22 protein-coding genes are annotated in these 22,279 nt (G+C 67.2%); 11 read left to right on the plus strand and 11 right to left on the minus strand.

Features of this window, described 5'->3' with window-relative positions:
* The 4 genes from F3J14_RS18325 to F3J14_RS18340 all read left to right on the plus strand — a co-directional run.
* A partial coding sequence (locus F3J14_RS18325; RefSeq protein WP_166724218.1) for an FAD-binding oxidoreductase occupies nucleotides 1–777 on the plus strand: 777 nt, incomplete at its 5' end.
* An 89-nt stretch (nucleotides 778–866) separates the two neighbouring features.
* Nucleotides 867–1,961: a potassium channel family protein gene (locus F3J14_RS18330; protein WP_166724219.1), complete on the plus strand. Its 1,095-nt coding sequence runs from the start codon at nucleotides 867–869 to the stop codon at nucleotides 1,959–1,961.
* Between the two features lie 97 nt (nucleotides 1,962–2,058).
* Nucleotides 2,059–3,537: a sensor domain-containing diguanylate cyclase gene (locus tag F3J14_RS18335; protein ID WP_166724220.1), complete on the plus strand. Its 1,479-nt coding sequence runs from the start codon at nucleotides 2,059–2,061 to the stop codon at nucleotides 3,535–3,537.
* 210 nt (nucleotides 3,538–3,747) lie between these two features.
* Complete coding sequence (locus tag F3J14_RS18340) at nucleotides 3,748–4,080, plus strand: cupin domain-containing protein (protein WP_166724221.1); 333 nt, start codon at nucleotides 3,748–3,750, stop codon at nucleotides 4,078–4,080.
* 22 nt (nucleotides 4,081–4,102) lie between these two features.
* On the opposite strand, the gene F3J14_RS18345 is transcribed toward F3J14_RS18340, so the two are convergent.
* From F3J14_RS18345 to F3J14_RS18355, 3 genes are all read right to left on the minus strand, one after another.
* Nucleotides 4,103–5,083: a helix-turn-helix domain-containing GNAT family N-acetyltransferase gene (locus F3J14_RS18345; protein ID WP_166724222.1), complete on the minus strand. Its 981-nt coding sequence runs from the start codon at nucleotides 5,081–5,083 to the stop codon at nucleotides 4,103–4,105.
* A 123-nt stretch (nucleotides 5,084–5,206) separates the two neighbouring features.
* Entirely contained in the window at nucleotides 5,207–5,965 is a 759-nt protein-coding gene (locus tag F3J14_RS18350; protein ID WP_166724223.1) for an SDR family oxidoreductase, read from the minus strand.
* A gap of 116 nt (nucleotides 5,966–6,081) precedes the next feature.
* Nucleotides 6,082–7,026, minus strand: coding sequence for a LysR family transcriptional regulator (locus F3J14_RS18355; protein ID WP_166724224.1), 945 nt, complete (start codon nucleotides 7,024–7,026; stop codon nucleotides 6,082–6,084).
* A 183-nt stretch (nucleotides 7,027–7,209) separates the two neighbouring features.
* Here F3J14_RS18355 and F3J14_RS18360 point away from each other — a divergent pair, with 183 nt between their 5' ends.
* Nucleotides 7,210–8,424, plus strand: coding sequence for an FAD-dependent monooxygenase (locus tag F3J14_RS18360; RefSeq protein WP_166724225.1), 1,215 nt, complete (start codon nucleotides 7,210–7,212; stop codon nucleotides 8,422–8,424).
* Nucleotides 8,425–8,662: 238 nt separating this feature from the next.
* Here F3J14_RS18360 and F3J14_RS18365 read toward each other — a convergent pair whose 3' ends face one another.
* Together F3J14_RS18365 and F3J14_RS18370 are read right to left on the minus strand one after the other, a co-directional pair.
* Nucleotides 8,663–9,607 carry an alpha/beta hydrolase-fold protein gene (locus F3J14_RS18365; protein WP_166724226.1) on the minus strand — a complete coding sequence of 315 codons (945 nt, stop codon included), beginning with the start codon at nucleotides 9,605–9,607 and terminating at the stop codon, nucleotides 8,663–8,665.
* Between the two features lie 61 nt (nucleotides 9,608–9,668).
* Nucleotides 9,669–10,772, minus strand: coding sequence for an OpgC domain-containing protein (locus F3J14_RS18370; RefSeq protein ID WP_165753350.1), 1,104 nt, complete (start codon nucleotides 10,770–10,772; stop codon nucleotides 9,669–9,671).
* Nucleotides 10,773–11,154: 382 nt separating this feature from the next.
* Here F3J14_RS18370 and F3J14_RS18375 point away from each other — a divergent pair, with 382 nt between their 5' ends.
* Nucleotides 11,155–12,309, plus strand: a complete 1,155-nt coding sequence (locus tag F3J14_RS18375; RefSeq protein WP_166724227.1) for a porin — start codon at nucleotides 11,155–11,157, stop codon at nucleotides 12,307–12,309.
* 47 nt (nucleotides 12,310–12,356) lie between these two features.
* Here the strand turns inward: F3J14_RS18375 and F3J14_RS18380 are convergent, their stop codons facing one another.
* Entirely contained in the window at nucleotides 12,357–13,268 is a 912-nt protein-coding gene (locus F3J14_RS18380; RefSeq protein ID WP_166724228.1) for a LysR family transcriptional regulator, read from the minus strand.
* Between the two features lie 135 nt (nucleotides 13,269–13,403).
* Between F3J14_RS18380 and F3J14_RS18385 the strand changes: the two genes are divergently transcribed.
* Both F3J14_RS18385 and F3J14_RS18390 read left to right on the plus strand, forming a co-directional pair.
* Complete coding sequence (locus F3J14_RS18385) at nucleotides 13,404–14,420, plus strand: aldo/keto reductase (RefSeq protein ID WP_166724229.1); 1,017 nt, start codon at nucleotides 13,404–13,406, stop codon at nucleotides 14,418–14,420.
* Nucleotides 14,421–14,564: 144 nt separating this feature from the next.
* The gene (locus tag F3J14_RS18390; RefSeq protein WP_166724230.1) at nucleotides 14,565–15,305 is read left to right on the plus strand and encodes a sulfite exporter TauE/SafE family protein; all 741 of its coding nucleotides are present in this window, start codon (nucleotides 14,565–14,567) and stop codon (nucleotides 15,303–15,305) included.
* Between the two features lie 21 nt (nucleotides 15,306–15,326).
* Here F3J14_RS18390 and F3J14_RS18395 read toward each other — a convergent pair whose 3' ends face one another.
* Together F3J14_RS18395 and F3J14_RS18400 are read right to left on the minus strand one after the other, a co-directional pair.
* Complete coding sequence (locus F3J14_RS18395; protein ID WP_006755211.1) at nucleotides 15,327–15,713, minus strand: ester cyclase; 387 nt, start codon at nucleotides 15,711–15,713, stop codon at nucleotides 15,327–15,329.
* A gap of 54 nt (nucleotides 15,714–15,767) precedes the next feature.
* Nucleotides 15,768–16,664: a LysR substrate-binding domain-containing protein gene (locus tag F3J14_RS18400; RefSeq protein ID WP_166724231.1), complete on the minus strand. Its 897-nt coding sequence runs from the start codon at nucleotides 16,662–16,664 to the stop codon at nucleotides 15,768–15,770.
* Between the two features lie 538 nt (nucleotides 16,665–17,202).
* Between F3J14_RS18400 and F3J14_RS18405 the strand changes: the two genes are divergently transcribed.
* The 3 genes from F3J14_RS18405 (at nucleotide 17,203) to F3J14_RS18415 (ending at nucleotide 20,135) form a co-directional block, all read left to right on the plus strand.
* Nucleotides 17,203–18,030: a peptidoglycan DD-metalloendopeptidase family protein gene (locus F3J14_RS18405; RefSeq protein ID WP_166724232.1), complete on the plus strand. Its 828-nt coding sequence runs from the start codon at nucleotides 17,203–17,205 to the stop codon at nucleotides 18,028–18,030.
* A 208-nt stretch (nucleotides 18,031–18,238) separates the two neighbouring features.
* The gene (gene bla, locus F3J14_RS18410; protein WP_166724233.1) at nucleotides 18,239–19,138 is read left to right on the plus strand and encodes a class A beta-lactamase; all 900 of its coding nucleotides are present in this window, start codon (nucleotides 18,239–18,241) and stop codon (nucleotides 19,136–19,138) included.
* A 124-nt stretch (nucleotides 19,139–19,262) separates the two neighbouring features.
* Entirely contained in the window at nucleotides 19,263–20,135 is an 873-nt protein-coding gene (locus tag F3J14_RS18415) for a LysR substrate-binding domain-containing protein (protein ID WP_166724234.1), read from the plus strand.
* 23 nt (nucleotides 20,136–20,158) lie between these two features.
* Here F3J14_RS18415 and F3J14_RS18420 read toward each other — a convergent pair whose 3' ends face one another.
* From F3J14_RS18420 to F3J14_RS18430, 3 genes are all read right to left on the minus strand, one after another.
* A complete protein-coding gene (locus tag F3J14_RS18420) occupies nucleotides 20,159–20,494 on the minus strand; it encodes a type 1 fimbrial protein (RefSeq protein ID WP_166724235.1) in 336 nt (111 codons plus the stop codon).
* Between the two features lie 360 nt (nucleotides 20,495–20,854).
* Nucleotides 20,855–21,109, minus strand: coding sequence for a GlsB/YeaQ/YmgE family stress response membrane protein (locus F3J14_RS18425; RefSeq protein ID WP_166724236.1), 255 nt, complete (start codon nucleotides 21,107–21,109; stop codon nucleotides 20,855–20,857).
* Between the two features lie 156 nt (nucleotides 21,110–21,265).
* Nucleotides 21,266–22,270, minus strand: coding sequence for a fimbrial protein (locus tag F3J14_RS18430; protein WP_166724237.1), 1,005 nt, complete (start codon nucleotides 22,268–22,270; stop codon nucleotides 21,266–21,268).
* Between the last annotated feature and the right edge of the window lie 9 nt (nucleotides 22,271–22,279).

Below are 22,279 nucleotides of genomic sequence, written 5' to 3' on the forward strand. Positions count from 1 at the left end.
GAAGGCTGCGGCGTGACGGCGATCGAGACGGCCGGCGGCGCGGTCGTCGGCGTCGTGACCGAGCGCGGCACGATCCGCACCCGGCGCGTGATCTGCGCGGCCGGCGCGACCAGCTTCCGGCTGCTCGACGGCGTCGGCATCCGGCTGCCGCAGCAGGCCGTGCGCGGCACCTGCATGCGCACCAACGTGTTGCCCGACGTGTCCGCGTCGACGATCTGGGGGCACGGCCTCGGCATTCGGCAACGCAGGAACGGCACGATCAATCTCGCCGACGACATGCAGGTCGACGTCGACCTGACGCTCGGCCATCTGCGCGGCTTGAGCCTGTTCTGGCCGCAGTTCTGGTCGCAGCGCGAGAAATTCCGGCTGCGTCTGAATGCGGCGGCGTTGCGCGATGTCTGCGCGCGCATCGGCGGCGCGGCCGGGCCGATCGAGCCGCGCGATCCGCAACCGCAGCCGAATCGCGCGCATGCGCCGCGCGCGCTCGCGAAGCTCAAGGCGATCTTTCCCGCGCTGAAGGACGCGCAGATCGTCGAGGCATGGGGCGGCCTGATCGATGTGCTGCCCGACGGGATTCCGGTGATCGACGCGCCCGGCACGCCGTCCGGGCTCGCGATCGCCACCGGCTTCTGCGGGCACGGCTTCGCGATGGGGCCGATCGTCGGGCGGCTGCTGGCCGAATGGGTCGATACGGGCGAGCCGTCGCTCGATCTGTCGGCGTTCCGTGCCCGGCGTTTCGTCGACGGAACGATGGTCCGGCCGCGCAGCATGCTGTAGCGGCCGGCCGGTTGCGGAGGGCCGGTTGCGGACGCGCCTGGATGTTCCCGTCGTAGAATCGAGCCCGCATCCTTCAGGAGAATCCCCCGTTGGCAACGCCTTCCGCCAAACGTCGCTCGTTGCGCTCACGCCTGCGTCGTACCCGTGATCCGTGGCGGGCGCCGCGTGCACGCACGCTGTTCACGCGCCCCGCGACGTCACCGCATCACACGCTGCTGTTCCGTCTCGGCGCGGTCGTGGCGCTGTGCATGCTCGCGTTTCTCGTGCTGTATCTCGATCGCGACGGCCTGCGCGATTCGACCAAGAGCACGCCGATGAACGTCGCCGATCTCGTGTACTTCACGATGGTCACGGTCGCGACGGTCGGCTATGGCGACATCGTGCCGGTCACGGCGCGCGCGCGTCTGATCGATGCGTTCTTCATCGTGCCGATCCGCATCGGCATCTGGTTCATCTTCCTGGGCACGGCGTATCAGTTCGTGATCCAGCGCGTCATCGAGGAATTCCGCATGAAACGCCTGCAGAAGCAGCTGTCCGATCACATCGTCGTGTGCGGCTACGGCCTGTCGGGGTCGATCGCCGTGCGCGAGCTGCTCGAAAGCGGCGTCGACCCGTCGACGATCATCGTGATCGATGCGCAGCAGCAGGCGCTCGAGGCCGCGACGGCGCTCGGCGTGACGGGGCTGCTCGGCGATCCCGCGCATGAAGACCTGCTGCAGCAGGCGCAGGTGCGGGCGGCGAAGGCCGTGATCATCTCGGTGACCGACGATCCGACCGCGATCCTGCTGACGCTGTCGGTGCGCAGCATCGCGCCCGAGACGAAGATCGTCGTGCGGATCCAGGAGAACCTGTATCAGCGGCAGTTGCGGCAGGCCGGCGCGGACGTGATCGTGTCGTCGACGAAGATCGGCGCGCTGCTGCTCGCGGATGCGGTGCATAGCCGCTACATCGTGCCGTTCGTGAACGACATGCTGTCGACGCGCGGGCGGGCGACGCTGGTGGAGCGCGAGGCGTTGCCGCACGAGATCGGCTGCATGACGAACGTCGTGCCGGGCGCGATCGTCGTCGGGCTCGATCGCTGCGGGAAGATTCAGTCGTTCTACGAGGATCCACCGTGCCGGATCGAGACGGGCGATACGCTGGTCGTGATTCAGTCGGCCAGGATTCCGGATCCGGATGCGTGATGGTCGGGTTCCCCCGCTTGCCATGCCGCTGCGCCTTTTTTAGTATGAAGTAATCATGTGGTGCGCCCGCGCACACGCTTGATCATCGAGGAGACACATGCAATCCAGGTCGGCGGTTCCCTATACCATCGTCGTGGTCGGTATCGTGATCGCCTGCGCGCTAATGGGTCTGTGCGTGCTGCAGCTGTTCCAGAGCCGCAACGACGCGCGCGAGCGGGCGAGCGAAACTTCCCGCAATCTCGGCCTCATCGCCGAGCGCGACATCGAACGCAACTTCGAACTCTACGACCTTTCGCTGCAGGCGGTCATCGAAGGCCTCAAACGTCCCGACGTGATGAATGCGCCCGCGAGCCTGCGGCGCGCCGTGCTGTTCGACAATGCGATGACGGCGGAATTTCTCGGCTCGATGCTGATACTCGATGCCGCCGGCAACATCGTCCTGGATTCGGCCAACGACGTGCCGCGCCACGGCAATTTCGCCGACCGTAAATACTTCACCGTCCATCGTGACAATCCGGATGCCGGACTCTTTGTCAGCGACCCGTTCACGTCGCGCCTGCGTGGCGGGTCGCCCAGCATCGGGCTCACGCGGCGAATCTCGAACCCGGACGGCTCGTTTGCCGGCGTCGTGCTCATTGCGGTCAATCTCGAGTATTTCCACAATCTGTTTGCCGGCCTGTCACTGGGGCAGCACGGTTCGATCTCGCTGATCGGCAGCGACGGCGTCGTGGTGATGCGTCAGCCGTACGACGCCCACACGATCGGCCGCGACATCAGCCAGGCCGCGACCTTCAAGCGGTTTCAGACCGCGCCGGAAGGCGTGTTCTCGGAAACCTCGGCGCTCGACGGGGTGCGCCGTCTCTACTACTTCAGGCACCTGCCGAAGCTGCCGCTGGTCATCATGGTCGCCGAAGCGGAACAGGATATTTATGCGGCGTGGCGGCACCGGGCCGCGACGATCGGTGGGTTGGTGGCGACGTTCGGCGCCGCCTTCATCGCGGTGTCCGTCATGCTCGGCACGCAACTCCGGCGGCGGATGCGCGCCGAGTCGGAACTCGTGTTGCTCGCCCGCACCGACGGTCTCACCGGGCTGAACAATCGCCGCAGCTTCGGGGAAGTGCTGGATCGCGAATGGCGTCGCGCACGGCGAGCGCGATCGGTTTTCTCTTTGTTGTTCGTCGATGTCGACCGCTTCAAGGCCTATAACGACACCTACGGCCACCAGGCGGGAGACGACGCACTGGCCGCGGTTGCGCGCTGCATCGGCGAGAACATCCGCCGGCCCGCCGATACCGCGGCCCGCTACGGCGGAGAGGAATTCGTCGTGCTGCTCCCCGATACGCCCGAGACGGGCGCCGCCCAGATCGCCGAGCGAATTCGCGCGGCGATCGATGAACTGGCGCTCGAGCACGCCGGCAGCGAACATGGGCACGTCACCGCCAGTATCGGCCTCGCGAGCTGGACGCCCGAGGAGGACGAGGAGGCCGGCAGCGTGATCAAGGCCGCCGACGAGGCGCTGTACTACGCGAAGGCGACGGGCCGCAACAAGGTCGCCGCGTTTCAGCCACCGGCGTGACGCGTCGCAGCATTGCAGCGTTGCTGCAACTGACAGGCCCCCATCATCCGATCGTGCGTGATGAACCGACGGCGCGCGATATCGATGACGAGGCGGCCGCCTGAGTGTCGGTCTTGCCGGGGCCCGCAAACGAGTTCGCCGCAACGACGGCCGCCGCGCTACAGTGGACGTCAACCGCCGTCGAACGACGGGCGACGCGAGGGTCCAACCATGCAACTTCAAACCGGCAACCTGTTCAGCACCGAAGCGGCGCGCGGCGACGACGAACGGATCGACATACTTGTCGCGGGGCCGCGCCTGAACGTCGAGCGCATCGTGTCGATGGGGCACGCGAGTCCCGACGGATTCTGGTATGACGATCCCCGTGCCGAATGGGTCGTGCTGCTGTCAGGCGCGGCCGTGCTCGAATTCGAAGCGGACGCGACACTGCACGACATGCGCCCCGGCGACCATGTGCTGATCGAACCGCATTGCCGGCATCGCGTCGCGTGGACGCATCCGGACGAACCGTCGGTCTGGCTCGCGATCTATCACGATCGATGAATAGTGCGGCGACTTATCCGGCTTATCGGCTTGGCCGCCGCCGGCTGAAGCGCTGCTCGATGACGTGGGTTCCCCATTGCGCGCCCTCCGATTCGCTGGTCAGCGTAAAGCCGAACGATTCGTATAAGTGACGTGCCGAATCCAGGCCCTTGAACGTCCACAGATAGGTCTCGCCGAACTGCTGCTCGTCGACGAAACGCATCGCGCGCGTCATCAGTTGCCGGCCGATACCGGCGCCGCGCAAGGCGTCGTCGACGATGAACCATCGCAAGTGTGCGATTCCCGTGGCCTTGTTCCCGTCAATTGCGACAGAGGCGAGCACGCGGCCGTTTTCGGCATGGAGCCACAGAGCCTTGCCTTCGGCTGGCAGCGTGCCGGCAAATTCCGCGAGTTCGGTTGCCACTTTTTTCTCGAAGAAAGCGCCAAATCCCCAGTGTTCCGAATAGAACCGCGCGTGAAGGCTTGCTATGTCGCCGATACATCCGGGTTGGTAGCCGTCGACAATTTGCCCGGCGTCCGGATTCGGTGGCGGTGGTGCCTCGGCACCGTTGTCTTGCGCGAGCGCATCGCTATACAGCGCGAGGGCGCGGACGAGGGTTTGCTGGTCGGCCGGAACCATCCGGCGTAACGCATTCGATACCTGACGTGTCGCAAACTGGTCGATCTTCTTGCGAAGTTTTTGCCCGTCGGCAGTCAGGTACAACTCGGTCGCGCGCGCATCGTCGGGCGAGACGCGGCGCGTCACGAAGCCGGCCGTTTCGAGCCGGGAAAGCTGCCTGCTCGTATTCGATTTGTCCAGACGCAGAATGCTGCCCAGATCTTTCGCGCTGATGCCGGGCGCCATTCCTATTTCGAGAACGGCGTGAACCGCGGATGGCGCCAGATCGCTATCGGCCAATGTCGCGCGCATGAAACCCAGTTCGCGAACCAGCTTGCGGGAAAAATCGCGCAGCTCGAGGATCGTCGCGTCGCGAGGCTTTGCCGGAATATCGATGAGGTCCATGAGCAGTCCGCGAAAAAGTTGCGAGTCGCAAGCAATATTAGTTGCGCCTCGCAACTTGTCAAGGACGATTTCGTCGGCGCGCCGGTCGGCGTGAGCGGCAGCGCGGGCCGGCGTGCCGAAGTTTTATCCGCGCCCCACGAACGGCATCGTGGTCGCCATGATCGTCATGTTCAGGATGTTCGTATCCAGCGGAAGGCTTGCCATCTGAACGACTGCGTTCGCGACATGCGTGACGTCCATGCGCGCCTCAGGCGCCATGCGTCCGTCGGCCTGCAGCACGCCGTCCGTCATCCGGTCGGTGAGCGACGTCGCCGCGTTGCCGATGTCGATCTGACTGCACGCGATGTTGTACGCACGGCCGTCGAGCGCGAGCGACTTGGTGATGCCGGCCACCGCATGCTTGGTGGCCGTGTACGCGATCGTGTTCGGGCGCGGCGTATAGGCGGAGATCGAGCCGTTGTTGATGATCCGGCCGCCCTGCGGCGTTTGCGTCTTCATCAGGCGCCACGCTGCCCGCGCGCACAGGAAGACGCCCGTCAGATTCGTCGCGACGACATCGTTCCATACGTCGAATTCGTATTCGTCGAGCGGAACGGCCGGCGCGTTGCGGCCGGCGTTGTTGAAGAGGACATCCAGCCGGCCGAACTCGCGCGCGATCCGCGAGAACGCATGCTCGACCGACGCTTCGTCGGTGACGTCGGCCGGCAACGCATGGGCGTCGCCATGGCCGGCGGCGATCGCCTCTTTCGTTTCACGCAACGATGCTTCGTTGCGTCCGATCAGCGCGACGGTAAATCCGGCGTTCGCGAGTGCGATGGCCGCGGCACGACCGATGCCGGATCCCGCGCCGGTGACGGCGGCGAACTTCTTCGAGGCAGACATGGCTTGATTCCCTGCGGGTTGAGGTGAGGAGAGAGGCGGCAGGTGCGCGGCGTACACATCGTGCGCCGCGTGAAGCGCCATCGTACCGCGCACCACGGGTTTCGCCGCTCGCGCCGCTATTTTCTGCGGGCCGGCGCGGCCTTTCGCGCGCGTGTTCCGGTTTCCGCGAACAGGCTGACCACGACCTCCCGTAGCCACCGGTTGCCTTCGTCCTGATTCACGCGCGCATGCCACAGCATGTGAATCGGCGCGCCCGGCAGCGTGACCGGCAACGCCCGCCAGCCGAGCGAAAACGGTGTGGCCAACTGCAGCGCAAGATGTTCCGGCACGGTCGCGATCAGGTCGGTGCGCTGCAGGATATAGCCGACGCTCATGAAATGCGGCACCGTCAGCCGCACACGGCGCTTCACGCGGCGCCGCTTCAGCCAGTCGTCCACCTGCCCGTGACCGGTGCCGGCCGACACCACGACCAGATGCTCGGCATCCCGCCATGCGTCGACCGTCAGCGGCGCGTCTTCGAGCGGATGCCCGCGCCGGAACAGGCACACGTACCGCTGATCGAACAGCCGGCGCTGATAGAACCCGCCCTGCAGTTGCGGCAGCAGCCCGATCGCGAGGTCGACGCGGCCGTCGGCCATCTCGTCGCTGAGGTTGATGCTCGTGTTGCGCACCGTGTTGAGCGCGATGCCCGGCGCCGTGCGCGCCAGATGTTCGAGCAACGCGGGCAGGAACACGACTTCGCCGATATCGGTCATTCCGATCGTCATCGTGCGCGACGCGCGCAGCGGATCGAAACCGGTCTCCGGATTGAGCGCGGCATGCAGCGTCGACAGCGCCTGCGCAACCGGCTCCGCCAGGCGCAACGCGAACGGTGTCGGGACCACGCCGCCCGGCCCGCGCACGAACAGCGGATCGCCGAGCCGGCGGCGCAGCTTCGCGAGCGCGTTGCTGACACCCGGCTGGCTCATGTTCATCTGCTCGGCGACGGTCGACACGCGCCGCTCCTGCATCAGCCGCTGAAACAGCAACAGCAGGTTGAGGTCGATCTCGCTCAGTTCCATGGTTCGGCGTTGCCTCCCGTCATTGCGTTCAGTGATGAAGTAGATTTCCGGCATTTTATTGTGGGATGAGGGTGCGCTGCTGACAATACCGATACGGCGCCTGGATTCGACCGGCGCGCCGGGCAGGTCACGCGCGCCGCGGCCTCGACCGATCACCATCTGAATATCGGAGACACGTTCATCATGCAGACGAATCTGAGGATCGCGATCGTCGGTGCCGGCATCGGCGGCCTGACACTGGCGCTCGCGTTGCGCGAGCAGGGCATCGACGCGCAGCTGTACGAGCAGACCGACGTGCTGCGCGAGGTGGGGGCGGCCGTCGCGCTGTCGGCCAATGCGACGCGCTTCTACGAACGGATGGGATTGCGTCCGGCTTTCGATGCGGTGTGCGCGGAGATTCCGGGTCTCGTCTATCGCGACGGGCGCAGCGGCGCGGTGATCGGCCATCATCGCGGCGAGCCCGACTATCGCCGGCAGTTCGGCGGCTCGTACTGGGGCGTGCACCGCGCGGACCTGCAGGCGATCCTGTCGAAGGCGGTCGGGGTCGAGCAGATTCATCTCGGCCATCGGTTGGTCGACCTCGCGCAGCATCCGGATCGCGTCACGCTGACCTTCGAGAACGGCGAGCGCGTCGACGCCGATCTCGTGATCGGCGCGGACGGCGCGCGTTCGCTCACGCGGCGCTGGATGCTCGGCTACGACGACGTGCTGTATTCGGGTTGCTCGGGCTTTCGCGGCGTGGTGCCGGCCGAGCGAATGGACCTGCTGCCCGATCCCGAGACCATCCAGTTCTGGGTCGGGCCGCACGGGCATCTGCTGCACTATCCGATCGGCGACAACGGCGACCAGAACTTCCTGCTGGTCGAGCGTCATCCGTCGCCGTGGCCGTCACGCGACTGGGTCATGCCGGCACAAGAGGGCGAGCAGCTGCGCCTGTTCAGGGACTGGCATCCGGCGGTGGTGCAGATGATCACGGCGGTGCCGATCAGCCAGCGCTGGGGGCTGTTCCACCGGCCGCCGCTCGGCCGCTGGAGCCGCGGGCGCGTGACGCTGATCGGTGATGCCGCGCATGCGCTGGTGCCGCATCACGGGCAGGGCGCGAATCAGTCGATCGAGGATGCGATGGTGCTGGCCGCGCAACTGGCGAAGGCCGGCCCCGGCAACTGGCGCGAGGCGCAGGAAGCGTACGAGCGGCTGCGGCGCGGCCGCACGCGCAAGGTGCAGTACGCGTCGATCTCCGCGGCCGACGTGCTGCACCTGCCCGACGGGCCGGCCGCGCAGGCGCGCAATGCGCGTCTCGGCGAGCGCGACAGCGTGCTGCATCACCTGGACTGGATTCACGATTTCGACGCGCTCGCCGATGAGCCGAACGAGCGGCAGGGCGGTACGTGGCTTTGAGCTGAAAGACGCAGTGCGATCAGCGGTCGTGTCGGGTGACCGACCGAGGTGGCAGTCGCGCGATCGTTCGTCGGGAATGCCGGCCTCCCGTGCGGGTCGGCCAGCCCGTATCGCGCTCACGCGTGGTCGGCCACCCGGTCCACATCGCGATTGACCTGTTCGATGTCGCGACACCGCGCGGCCGGATGCGCGCACACATACGCTGAACGATCCGGTACGGTGGAAGCGTCCGGCGCCGTTACTTCACGCACTCCAGCGCGTACTTCAACCCCGGCCCGAGCAGCCCGCGCCACACCTCCCACGTATGCCCGCCGTCGACGATGCGCAGCTCGGCCGGGTTCTGCGCGCGGCGCAGGTGCGTGTACAGCACGCTCGACTCGGCCTGGATCGTCAGGTCGTCGTCGCCGACCGCGATGAACATCGGCACGCGCCAGTTGCGCGCGAAATAGCCGCGCATGAGCGCCGGGTAGTTGAGCTCGTGCCACACGCGCGGATCGAACTGCCGGTCGCCGAACACACCGACATAGCGCGCGGCGGAATTCAGCGGCGGCTCGTTCGCGTAGATCGCGGGGCTCAGCAGCATCGCGCCGCAGAAGAGGCCCGGTTCGAGCAGCGAGAAACGCAGCGCGCCGAACCCGCCCATCGATACGCCGCCGATCGCGCGGCCCGCGCGCTGGTTCGACACCGCGAAGTGTGCTTCGACTTCCGGTAACAGGTCGTTCAGGAACGCGCTCTGCATCTTCTCCTTGCGGTCGACGTACCAGTCGGTGCCGCCTTGCGGCATCACGATCACGACGGGCGGGATCTCGTGGCGCTCGATCAGCGTGTCGGCCGTGGCCTGCAGCCGGCCCTGCGTGATCCAGTCGTTCGCGTTGCCGGCATTGCCGTGCAGCAGGTACAGCACCGGATAGCGCGCGCCTTCCGGATTGTAGCCGGGTGGCAGATAGACCGTGTATGACCAGTCGCGCTTGAGCGACGCCGAGCGGAACGCGCGCAGCACGACGCTGCTGCCGGGGTTGACCGGCGGCTCCTGGGCGGCCGGCGCGACGGTTGCGGGCGGGACGATCGCGGCTGCGGGCGCGGACGACGCCGGCGAAACCGCGGGCCCGCCCGGCGTGGCGTGGGCGGTGGCGATGAAGCCGGCGAGCAGGGCGACGGCGAACGGAAGGGCGAGTCGGCGCATGGCGAAACGTTTCAGGAAAGGCGCCCGCTATCGTAGCAGCGGCGCATGACGGCCGGGCGCGTCATTGCCGCGAACGGAACGGGAACGGCAGCCGCGACACCAGCGGCCCGTAGAGTTTTGCGACGAGATACAGCAGCCCCGTCGCGACGACGTCGGCGGTCAGGCCGAGCGGCACGTTCAGATAGCCTTCGGTCGCCTGGTAAAGCAGCGAGTCGACCGCGAGCGAGATGCAGGTGCCGGCGACGAAGCACAGCAGCCCCTGGCGGCCGATCGTGCCGATCCACGGCATCGCATGCGCGACCTTCTTCATCCACCCGAGGTGCACGAGCTTGGCCGCGAGCCAGGCGATCGCGAGGAAATTCACGAGCCGCAGCGCGCCGAGGTTCTGCTTGATCGACGGATCGGTCGGGAACGGCTCGATGCGCAGCCGGTAATACGCGCCGGCCGCGACGATCGCGAGCGACGCGGCCGTCAGCAGCCAGCCCTGCGGCTTCGGCGCGAGCGTCTGGTACACGGGCTGGCAGCGCGCGATCACGCCGAGCACGAACAGGAACTGCCAGGCGAACGGATTGAAGTCCCACGGCGCACCTTCGACGGTCGGCAGGAAGCGCGCGACGTGCGGCGCCGCGTACCAGAGCGAGCCGCTGAACGCGAGCATCAGCCACGGCTGCGTGCGCGCGAGCGGCAGTGCGAGCGGGACGAGCAGCGCGAAGAACGCATACATCGGCAGCACCGACGCGAGATACGGCTGGCGGCGGAACAGCAGGATGTCGCGCAGTGCGGCGAGCGGCTTATGGAGCAGACCGTCGAGATCGTTGGTCGGCATGTTCGGACCGTCGATCGAGAACGCGTTGAGCACGGCGGTGATCAGCAGCATCAGGCCGGCCGTCACGAGGAAGGCACGGTAGATCTCGAAGGCACGGCGGATGAAACGCTGGCGCGCGGCGGCCTCGTCGTGCCGTTCGGCGAGCGAGTTGTACGCGATGGCGGTCGCGAAGCCGCCGAGGAACACGAACACCTCGGCCGCATCGCACAACGCGTATGCGTGCAGCGTCACGCGCGACAGGATGCTGCCGCCGATGTGGTCGACGACGATCACGAGCAGCACGAGGCCGCGGAAGAAATCGAGCTCGGCGTAGCGGCCGGCCCGGGCGGCGGCGGTCATCGGGCCGCCTGCCGGCGTGCGCCGCGTGCGCGCCCGGCACCCGCCGCGCATGAATCGGGGTGAAGCATGACTTCGTGAAGAAATGACGAATGGATGCGCATTGTGCCACCGAATGCGACGCCGTCCGGGTTTACGCGGATGGCGGGCCGATCTGCCGTTGCCGACAAGCCTGATCAGGGAGTCCGCGAAACGGGGCAGTTGGACCAGCGCAACGCTTTGTGCGCCGCGCCCACGCCCCGATAGACGGGTGGTTTGCGACGTGACACCATTTTGTCCTCGCGGCCGCACACCGCGTAGTCCGCCCTGCGGGCCACCTATATAAAACAGACGAAACAAGCGCCGGGCGCACGGCCTGCCCGGCAACGGCTCCGGAGAATCCGTCATGAAGAACCACGTCATTTTTGCCGCCGCGCTGGCAGCGTTCGCCGCGCCGGCCTTCGCGCAGGACAGCGTGACGCTGTACGGCCTGATCGACGAAGGCTTCAACTACACGAACAACGTGAACGTGAATGGGGTCGGAAAAGCGGATTACCAGCTCGCGAGCGGTTATGCGCAGGGCAGCCGCTGGGGCCTGAAGGGCAGCGAGGAACTGGGCGGCGGGCTGAAGGCGATCTTCACGCTGGAAAACGGCTTCGACGTGAACAACGGCCGGCTCAACCAGGGCGGCCGGATGTTCGGCCGCCAGGCGTTCGTCGGGCTGAGCGCGTCGCGCTTCGGCACGCTGACCTTCGGCCGCCAGTACGATTCCGTCGTCGACTATCTCGCGCCGCTGACCGCGAACGGCAACTGGGGCGGCACGCTGTTCTCGCACCCGTTCGACAACGACAACACGGACAACTCGTTCCGTGTCAACAACACGGTCAAGTACGCGAGCCCCGACTGGAACGGGCTGTCGTTCGGCGGCACCTACAGCTTCAGCAACAGCACGGGCTTCGCGACCAATCGCCAGTACAGCGTCGGGGCGCAGTATTCGCTCGCCGGATTGCAGGTCGCGGCCGCTTACCTGCAGGCGAACAGCCCGGGCGTCGGCAACGCGGGCGCGATCGCGGCCGACGACGCGAATTTCATCGCCGACCGCCTGCGCATCTTCGGCGGCGGCATCAACTATACGTTCGGCTCGGCGACGGTCGGCTTCGTCTATACGAAGACCGACGTGAAGAACCCGGTGTCGACCGTCTACCTGCCGGCGTCGACGTTCTCGGGCCTCGGGCTGACGGCGACCAAGTTCCAGAACTTCGAGATCAACGGCAAGTACCAGCTCACGTCCGATTTCTATCTCGGCGCGCAGTACGTGTACACGGACGGCAAGTTCGACGCCGCGACGGGTTCGTTCAAGCCGAAATACCACACCGTCGGGCTGATGGCCGACTACAGCCTGTCCAAGCGCACCGACGTCTATCTGCAGGGCGCCTGGCAGAAAGTCGCCGGCGACAAGACGGGCACCGCGGCCGACGGCGGCTACGTGGTCGGGACGGACGGTCCGTCATCTTCCTCGAACCAGTTCGCGGTGCGCGCCGCGATCCGCCACAAGTTCTGAGTGCGCGATCCCGGGCCGGGGGCTGATCGCTCCGGCGCCGGCTGCCGTCATTCCGCCCGGTGCATGTCGCCGAGCGTGTCCGCGAGCCAGTCGACGAAGATCCGCACCCGTGGCGCCAGATGCCGGCCGTTCGGGAACACGACCGACACCGGCAGCGGCTCGGCATGCCATTCCGGCAGCACCTCGACCAGCGAGCCGTCCTCGAGCAGCGGTGCGAGCCCCTCGCGCGGCGCCTGGATCATCCCGAGGCCCGCAAGACAGCACGCGAGATACGCCTGCGAGCTGTTCACCGCGACGACGCTGCGCATCTTCACGGTCTGCAACGCACCCGAATCCATGTCCGCATATTCCCAGTCCAGCTCGCGGCCCGTGCGGCTCGAGAAATAGCCGACCGCGACGTGGTCGGGCAGATCGTCCGGCGAGCGCGGCGTGCCGTGCCGCGCGAGATACGCGGGCGACGCGCAGTTGATTTGCGCCAGCTCGCCGATGCGCCGTGCGACCAGCGACGTGTCGGACAGCACGCCGACCCGCACCGCGCAGTCGATGCCGTCGGCGACGAGGTCGACGAAGCGGTCGGTCGTGCTGAGCAGCACGCGCAGGTCGGGATAGCGTGCGTGGAAATCCTGCAGCGCCGGAATCACCTTGTTCAGCGCGAAGCGCTCGGGCAGGTCGACGCGGATCACGCCGCGTGGCGCCGCACCGGCGTCGTCGAACAGCGTCTCGGCATCGTCGAGATCGGCCAGCAGCCGTGTACAGCGCTCGTAGTACGTGGTGCCCTCGGCGGTCAGCGCGACGCGCCGGGTGGTCCGTTGCAGCAGCCGCACGCCCAGGTGTTTCTCCAGATACTGGACGGCATTGCTGACCGTCGGGCGCGGCAATTGCAACTGCTCGGCCGCTTTCGTGAAGCTGCCGAGGTGGGCGACGCGCGCAAAGATGCGCATTGCATGCAGATGGTCCATGCGGGGTGGGTACGGAGGGGGACAGCCTCCATTGTTAATCAGCGTCGAATGATTTGGTTGGGCGTTTCGCGTTTATCGCGCGCCGCAATGCGCCGAGAATCCGGTTCATTCATTCACCACCGCAAGGAAACGGACATGGACAAGCGTCAACTGGGCCGCACGGGCCCGCGGGTTTCGGCGATCGCACTCGGCTGCATGGGAATGTCGGATTTCTACGGGCCGGCCGATCGCGACGAAAGTATCGCGACGCTGCACGCGGCGCTCGACCACGGAATCACGTTGCTCGACACCGGCGACTTCTACGGGATGGGTGACAACGAGATGCTGATCCGCGACGCGCTGCGTGGCCGGACGCGCGACCAGGTGCTGATCAGCGTGAAGTTCGGCGCGCTGCGCGATCCGGCCGGCGGGTTCGCCGGCTACGACGCGCGGCCGCAGGCGATCCGGAACTTCGTCGCGTATTCGCTGAAGCGGCTCGGCACCGACCATATCGACATCTACCGGCCGGCACGCGTCGACCCGGCGGTGCCGATCGAGGAGACGGTCGGTGCGATCGCCGATCTCGTGAAGGCCGGCTATGTGCGCCATATCGGCCTGTCGGAGCTCGGCGCCGACACGATCCGCCGCGCGGCGGCCGTCGCGCCGATCGCCGACCTGCAGATCGAGTACTCGCTGCTGTCGCGCGGAATCGAGGCGAACATCCTGCCCGTGTGCCGCGAACTCGGGATCGGCGTGACGGCGTACGGCGTGCTGTCGCGCGGGCTGCTCGGCGGCGGCTGGAGCGCGGCACGGCAGGGCGAGCGCGATTTCCGCGCGGCCAGCCCGCGTTTCCAGGGCGAGAACCTCGCGCACAACCTCGCGCTGGTCGACGCACTGCGCGCGATCGCGAACGAGAAGGGCAGCAATCCGGCGCAGGTCGCGATTGCGTGGGTTCTGTCGCGCGGCGACGACATCGTGCCGCTGGTTGGCGCGCGCAAGCGCACCCAGCTTCAGGATGCGGCGCGCGCCTCTGAACTGCAACTAACGGTCGATGATCTCGCCCGCATCGAAGCGGCGGTTCCCGCCGGGGCGGCTGCCGGCGAGCGTTATCCGGCCTCCCAGATGGCGCACCTCGACAGCGAACAGGGACGGGGGCCGGCACACGGCGCGTGAGCGCCCGGGCGGCGCGCATGGCGGGGTCCCGGGTGGACGGGGCCGGCCGGACGGGCCCGAGCCAGCCTCAGGCAAAACCAGATGGCGGACGGCGGGACGGTGGTTCACCATCGGCGCCGTATTCGACCCGACGGAACGCCTTCCATGCAAATTCATACGCTGACGATCATCGTGCTGGTCTTTCTGCTGGCCGGCGCGGTCAAGGGCATGATCGGCCTCGGGCTGCCGACGATCGCGATGGGGCTGCTGACGCTCGCGATGCCGCCATCGGCGGCCGCGAGCCTGCTGCTCGTGCCGTCGTTCATCACCAATGTGTGGCAGTTGTGGCTCGGCCCGTCGTTCGGGCCGTTGCTGCGACGTCTATGGCCGCTGCTCGCCGGCCTGACGATCGGCACGCTGACAGGCGGGCTGCCCGCGCTCGCGGCCGGCAGCACGTGGACGCACGCGGCGCTCGGCATCGTGCTGGTCGCATACGGTTGCTGGGGGCTTGCCGCCGCGCGGCTGCCCGCGCCGGGGCGTCACGAGAAGTGGCTGTCGGCGGCAGTCGGCTACCTGACGGGCGTCGTGACGGCCGCGACCGGCGTATTCGTCGTGCCGGCCGTGCCGTACCTGCAGGCGCTGCGCCTGTCGAAGGACGACCTGATCCAGGCGCTCGGGCTGTCGTTTACTGCGTCGACGATCGCGCTCGGCCTGCAGTTGCGCGTGACGGGCGCGCTGCAGACCGTCGATCTCGGCGTATCGGCGCTGGCGCTCGTGCCGGCGCTCGCGGGGATAGTCGGCGGGCAATACGCGCGGCGCGTGATGAGCGAGCAGGCGTTCAAGCGCTGCTTCTTCGTCGGGATGATCGCGCTCGGTACTTACATGGCCGTGACCGGATTGCGGTAAGGATCGGGATGGCCCGCATCGTCACAGCTGCGCTTCGATCGCGGCCTTGTCGATCACGGACCAGACCTGCCGGATCCTGCCGTCGTGAAATTCGTAGAACACGTTCTCGGCGAACGTGACGCGCGTGCCGTCCACGGCGAGCCCCATGAAGGTCCCTTTCGGTGCACAGGCGAAGCGAAGCCGGCAGGCGACGCGCGGCGGTTCGCACACGAGCAGCCGGATTTCGAAATGGAGATCCGGAATGTCGCGGAAATCCTGCTCCAGCATCGCGCGGTAACCAGTCAGGCCGAGCGGCCGGTCGTTGTGGATCACGTTGTCGGCGACGTACTGGCCGAGTGCCGGCCAGTCCTGCCGGTTCAGGCAGTCGATGTATGCGCGGTAGCGCATGGCGAGGTCAGTTGCGGTCATGGCTGCGGTTTCCTCCTCGTGTTTCGCGCGGTTGTTCCGGATGGCGCGCGTCGTTCAGCGCGGTGGTGTCTCGCCCGACAGATACGACACGAACGCCTGCGTGTATTTCGGCAGCGCATCGAACGATCGCGCGCAGAGCGTCAGCTTGCGGTGGCTCCACGCGTCGGACAGCTCGACGAGCCGCACGTCCATCGTCTGCATCGCGCGCTCGGCCGCATGGCGCGACACGATGCCGATGCCCACGCCGCTTTCGATCACGCGGCAGATCGCATCGAAACTCTTCAACTGCACACGGTAGCGAATCCGCTTGCCGAGCGCACGCGCCTGGTCCGCGAGATGGACCTGCAGCGCACTGCCGTCGGTCAGTCCGACGAAATCCGCGTCGGCGATCTCGTCGAACGCGACCTTGTCGCGCGCGGCGAGCGGATGCCCGGCCGGCACGACCGCGATCAGCCAGTCCTCGCGGAACGGCTTCTGTTCGAGCCCGCCGAGCCCCACCGAATCGGCGACGATGCCGACCTCGGCCGTCTTGTTGCGGATCGCATGGACGATCTCCTGGCTCGAGCGCTCCTCGACGCTGATCGACAGTTTCGGATGATGCGGCAGATACGCGGCGAGCGCGTCGGGCAGGTATTCGCTCAGCGACGCCGTGTTGCACAGCAGCCGGATATGCCCGCGCAGCCCCTGGCCGTATTGCAGCAGTTCGCCGCGCATGTGGTCGATCTGCTGCAGCACCGTGCGCGCGTGGTGCTCGAGCGCACGGCCGGCGTCGGTCACCTGGGTGCCCGACTTGGCCCGGTGCAGCAGCGGCACGCCGAGCTCGTCCTCCATCCCGCGGATGCGCTCGCTCGCGGCCTGCAGCGTGATGTGGGTGCGCTCGGCGCCGCCCGTGATCGTGCCGGCCTCGCAGATGTTCAGGAAGAGCCGCAGGTCGGTCAGGTCGAAGCGCATGGTGGGAGCAGTGGGGCGCGTAACGATTGGAATGGCCGATACGTTAGCAGGAACCGCCGCGCCGGTCTCAGGCTGGGCTTGAGGCCCCGTTCGCCGGTTCCGCATTTTCGGGGCGGGATCGATGCCGGATTATGGCTGCATATCACCGGGGGAGACTGTCATGCGGATCGATTCGTCGTGGGGCGTGTCGTTCAAGATCGCGTTGCACGTGCTGTTCCTGTGCATCGGTGTCGCGTGGGCGTGCGCGGAGTTGGTCGACTGGCTGCGCTGAGCGGGCGGCCGGCGCAGGCCGGCTCGCCTGTCCGCCGCGGCCATGCGCGGATTGAAAGCCGTTCGAAATAATGGCCTGGCGCGAAATTTTTGCCGCATCGTGCACCCAAAACTGTCAAGTTTTTCCGAATTCGACCGTATTACCGGTAACAAGCGTCTGCCGACCCCCGCCTCGTGATCGTTTGTCATCATTGTTTGCATCCGGTTACACGTCGGCCGTTCCGTTTTTGAGATGCTTGAAAGATTGTCAAACCGGAGTCGATCGTCCATGAAACTGCACGAGATTTGCCGCAAGTCGGCGTGGCTGTCTGGCCTGGCCGCGGTGCTCGTGATGGCCGGTTGTGCCAGCGCGCCGCCCGTTCCGCCGAGCGACACGCTGGCGGGCCAGCCTGCCGCCGCGCGGGCGGCCACGCCCGCGACGCCGCCGCCTGCGCCGATTCTCGTCGCACAGAAGTACGTGGTGAAACGCGGCGACTCGTTGACGGGCATCGCGTCCGCGAACGACTGCAGCGTCGCCGACCTGCGCACCTGGAACAAGCTCGACGGGCGCGGCAAGCTGCGCATGGGGCAGGTGCTGCGCATCGTCCGGCCGCAGCCGTTGCAGGCGCCGGCGGCGAACGCGGGCGCGCAGGTCGCCGCGAACAATTCGACGGGCGCGGCCCAGGCGAGCGCGTCGACGGCGAGCGACCGGCAGGTCGTGAAGGAAACCAGGCGGCATGCGGGCGGGGTGGCGCTCACATGGCCGGCGCAGGGCAAGATCGTCGACGCGTTCCGGCCGGGGCAGAACCGCGGCATCCAGATCGCCGGCCGCCCGGGCGACCCGGTCCGCGCGGCGGCCGACGGCCGCGTGATGTATGCGGGCACCGGCCTGAACGATTACGGCAGCCTGATCATCGTCCAGCACAACGCGGATTTCCTGACCGCCTATGCGCACAACCGCAAGCTGCTCGTGAAGACCGGCGACATCGTGCGCCAGGGCGACGCGATCGCCGAGATGGGCGACCTCGACAACTCGCGTGTCGCGTTGCTGTTCGAGGTGCGGCGTGACGGCAAACCCGTCAATCCGATGCCGTACCTGCCTTCGTCGCAAGGCTGAAGCGGGCCGCGCCGCTGGAACGTGGCCGCGCTCGCTGCTACGCTAGGGTCTGTTTGTTCATGCGAGTCCCGCGTCCGCGGGGCCGACGGGCGTCTTTTGGGGATGCGCGGCACATGCCGTCGCGAGCCGGCCGTCGGCGAGAACGCGTGCGTATCGACGATGCGTGCGTTGCTCCGTGCCACCGTTTCCGACAGACCACCATTCATCCATGGAATATTCTCCGACACGCCGCTCGCTGTTGCTCGCCGCCGTTGCCGCGCCATTTGTCGCCGCGTGCTCGTCGGCGCCCGTCGCCGACCAGGCGCGCGCCCACGCCGCCCAGGCCGAACTCGCCGCGCTCGAAAAGGCCTCGAACGGCCGGCTCGGTGTTGCCGTACTCGATACGTCGAACGGCACGCGCATCGCGCATCACGCGCGCGAGCGCTTCCCGGTGTGCGGCACCTATGCGGTCGTTGCCGCCGCCGCGATCCTCGCGCGCGGTTCGCTCGACGCATCGCTGCTGCCGCGCCGCATCCTGTATCGCCGCTATGAAGTCGTGGCCGGCTCGCCGGTGACGGAAAGTCATGTCGACACGGGGATGACGATCGCGCAGCTGTGCGCGGCGATGCTGCAGTCGGGCGACAAGGGCGCCGGGAACCTGCTGATGGGCGTGCTCGGCGGCCCGCAGGCCGTCACGTCGTTCGCGCATGAAAGCGGCGACACCGTGTTCCGGCTCGACCGCTGGGAACCCGAATTGAACCAGGCCGCGCCCGGCGACGAGCGCGATACGTCGACGCCGGTCGCGATGGTCGACATGCTGCAGTTGCTGCTGCTCGGCGATACGCTGCGCGAGCCGCAGCGTGCGCAACTCACCGAATGGATGACCGGCGGCACGCGCGGCGCGACCGGGATCGCGGCCGGCGTGCCGCCCGGCTGGCGTATCGCGGACAAGGCCGGCACTGGCGGCTACGGCACGACGACCGACGTCGCGGTGCTGTGGCCGCCGTCGCGCGCGCCGATCGTGCTGGCCGTGTCGTTCACGCAGCCGAGTGCCGACGCGGCGGCCCGCGCGGATGTCGTCGCGTCGGCGGCGCGCATCGCGACGGGCGCGCTCACCGCAACGGCCTGAGCGTCCGACGCACCTCGCGTAAAGCCGGCGTTTGGCTTATCGTGTCGATCAGCGCGCGCCGGTGCCGGCGCGCGGCCTTGCCGCGCCGTGCTTCGGCGCGAATGTTTCGTCTACCTGCCTCGTCATGCGCCGACTTCCACCCCTGCACGCGCTGCAGATCTTCTCGACCGTGGCCCGCCACCGCAGCTTCACGCGTGCGGCCGAGCAGCTGTGCCTCACGCAAGGCGCGGTCAGCCGGCAGATCCAGACGCTCGAGGCACATTACGGATTCCCGTTGTTCAAGCGGCACGCGAAGGGCCTTACGCTGACGGCGGAGGGCGAGCAATTGCTGCCGGTGGTCGACGAGAGCTTCGCGCGGATCGAGGACATCTCGATGAAGCTCACGCGGCAGCGCACCGATCTCGCGCTGAAGGTGCCGACCTGCGTGATGCGCTGGATGCTGCCGCGCATCATGCGCTTCCAGGGCGAGCATCCCGATCTCCATGTGCAGATCACGACCGCGTGGCAGCACGTCGTCGATTTCTCGACCGAGCCGTTCGATGCGGCGGTCGTCTACGGCACGTCGCCGGGCGCCGGCGTGTGCGCGCTGCCGCTGTTCGACGAGCGGTTGACGCCGGTGTGCGCACCCGAGTTGCGGCAGACCGTGCCGCTCGATGCGGTCGGCGATCTCGCGCGCCATACGCTGCTGCATCCGACGCGCGACCATCGCGACTGGCGCGCGTGGCTCGATCACGCGGGTGAGCGCGCCGTCGATGCGGAGCGCGGGCCGACCTTCGATACGCTCGACCTCGCGACCAACGCGGCGATGCAGGGCTTCGGCGTCGCGATCGGCGACGTGACGCTCGTCGACGACGACGTCAGTGCGCGCCGGCTCGAACGGCCATTCGACATCGTGCTCGAGACCGGCGCCCGTTACTTTTTCGTCTATCCGGAGAACATTGGCAGCCAGCAGAAGATCCGCGCGTTCAGCGACTGGATCGCCCGCCATCGCGACTGATACGACCGCTCCGGCAGCACGCGTTACTGGTAGGTGACGACCGCGATCATCGGCGCATGCGCGTTGCCCGGACGGTCAGGTAAAACGATTGCGCGCGAGGCCTGCGTAAAGTTCGTGGTCTTGAGCGTGCGCAGGCTGGCCGCGTCGACGAATGCGACCTGGCCCGTGGCCGGGCGCGGGCAGTCGGGGCGCACGTGCGCATGCACGGCGTCGGCCGTGTCGAGTGCGAACGAGCACGGCGGTTCGACGATCATGCCGGTGAAGTGGATGATGCCGCCCGTGCCGGCGGCAAATGATGAGGACGACGCCAGAAGCGAGACAGCCAGGGCAACCGAGGCGGCAAACGGGCGATGCTTCATGACAGGCTCCAGAGGGCAAGCGCGTCGCAGCCGGGCCGCTCGAATGGCAGTCCGTCAACGCTGCGATGCTGTATGCGTAAACGGCAAATCCATCGGACCTCTTGAATGAAAAATCGGAAATAACGGATATAGGCAAACGACGCCGTATTCCTCCAATCAATTTATCTCAAATTTGTGGGGGCGCAAGGCAGGGTATTGCCGGGGGCGTAGGCTGGCGGGAAGAGCGTCGATGGATGAGGGATCCACCGCTCGATCGTTGAGGACTCAACGAGCCGACCATCCGGTGAATCGCGATGGGCCAAAAGAAAACGGCCGCTCATGACGAGCGGCCGTATCGCATCGGCGCGAGTGATGCGGCGATCAGCCCGTGCGCTTGCGCACCGCGCCGACGACCACGAGCAGCACGATCGCGCCGATGATCGACGCGATCCAGCCTGCGCCCTGGCCCGGCGCATACCAGCCGGCGGCGCGGCCGACGTAGCCTGCGACGAGCGAGCCGACGACGCCGAGCACGACGGTCATCAGGATGCCCATCTTGTCGTCGCCGGGCTTGAGCGCGCGGGCGAGGAGGCCGACGATGAGCCCGACCACCAGGGTTTCGATGAATTGCAGCATGGATGCCTCCTTATAGCTGTTGGGCTGTTGATGAAATGAAGTGGACCGGCACGGCACACCGAGGTTCCCGATGGCGGGCACCTGGGCGTACGGCGGGCCGAGTATCGCATGGCGCCGTGTCGGGCGAATGTCGGCGCCGCCGGGGGCGCGTGTCGGTTATTGATAGTCGAGCAGGACCTGCGCCGCGGCATGAACGGAACCGCCGCCGATCTTCGCACCCGTTTGCAGGTAGGACGCGCGGAGCAGAATCGATGACGATCCGCCGGTGGCCCGGTTGTAGTTCGTCACCGTGTGCGATTTTCGCAGCGTCAGCGGCTGGCCGGTCGCGGCATCGGCGATATGGATGCCGATACCGCTCGCCCTGGCATCCGGACGCAACTGCATGCCGCCGGGCGTGCCGACGACCACGTCATCCAGCGGGGCCAACTGGTATCCGATTCGGTTGTAGCCGGCCGGGCAGTTGTTCAACTGCACCTGGAAATCGGTCGCGCCGGCGGTCGAGCCCACGCCGTTGAAGTCGCGGTTCTGCACGGGCGGCAGCGTGACGGTCTGGTCGGGAATCGAGCACGTTCCGTTGATGAAGCTGACTTTCGCGGCAAGGAAGACCTGCGACGATCCGCCCAGCAGGCCGGACTTGTAGTAGATCGTGTAATAGGCGCTGATCAAGCCCGTATTGAGCGACCCATCCTGAGGCTGGCGGCTGTCGCGAAACAGCATGATTTCGAGCGTGTTGCGCATCGTCATCTTCGTCGACGAGACCGCCACGTCGCCGTCGACGATCATGCGCGTGGACAGGCCGGACACATTGGTTTCCAGCTCGGGGCCGTCGGACACCTGCACGCCGCCCTTGGGATACATCTTGATGCTCGTGATCTGGCACGTGCTCGCGCCGCAAACGTCCTGCGGCGTGAAGTAATAACGGGCGACGGTGGTTCCGGGCGTCGCGTTCGACGGGCTCGACACCGTTGCCTGCCCGAACGCATAGAGGGACGCTGCAGCCGCGTCGGTCGCCAATGCGGCGCATGCGAGCAGCAAGGTCGACGTAACCGCGATCATGCGGGCCGTGCGTCGGGCAACGCCGCCACCTGCGTCGCGCAGGCGCGCGATGCCTGCCCGGCTCGTAACCCGGGGCGATTCGGACGATGAGTAAAGGTGGGTCATCTGGATTCC

The organism is Burkholderia sp. Tr-862, from assembly GCF_011753085.1.
GTDB classification, from domain to species: Bacteria; Pseudomonadota; Gammaproteobacteria; order Burkholderiales; family Burkholderiaceae; genus Burkholderia; species Burkholderia ambifaria.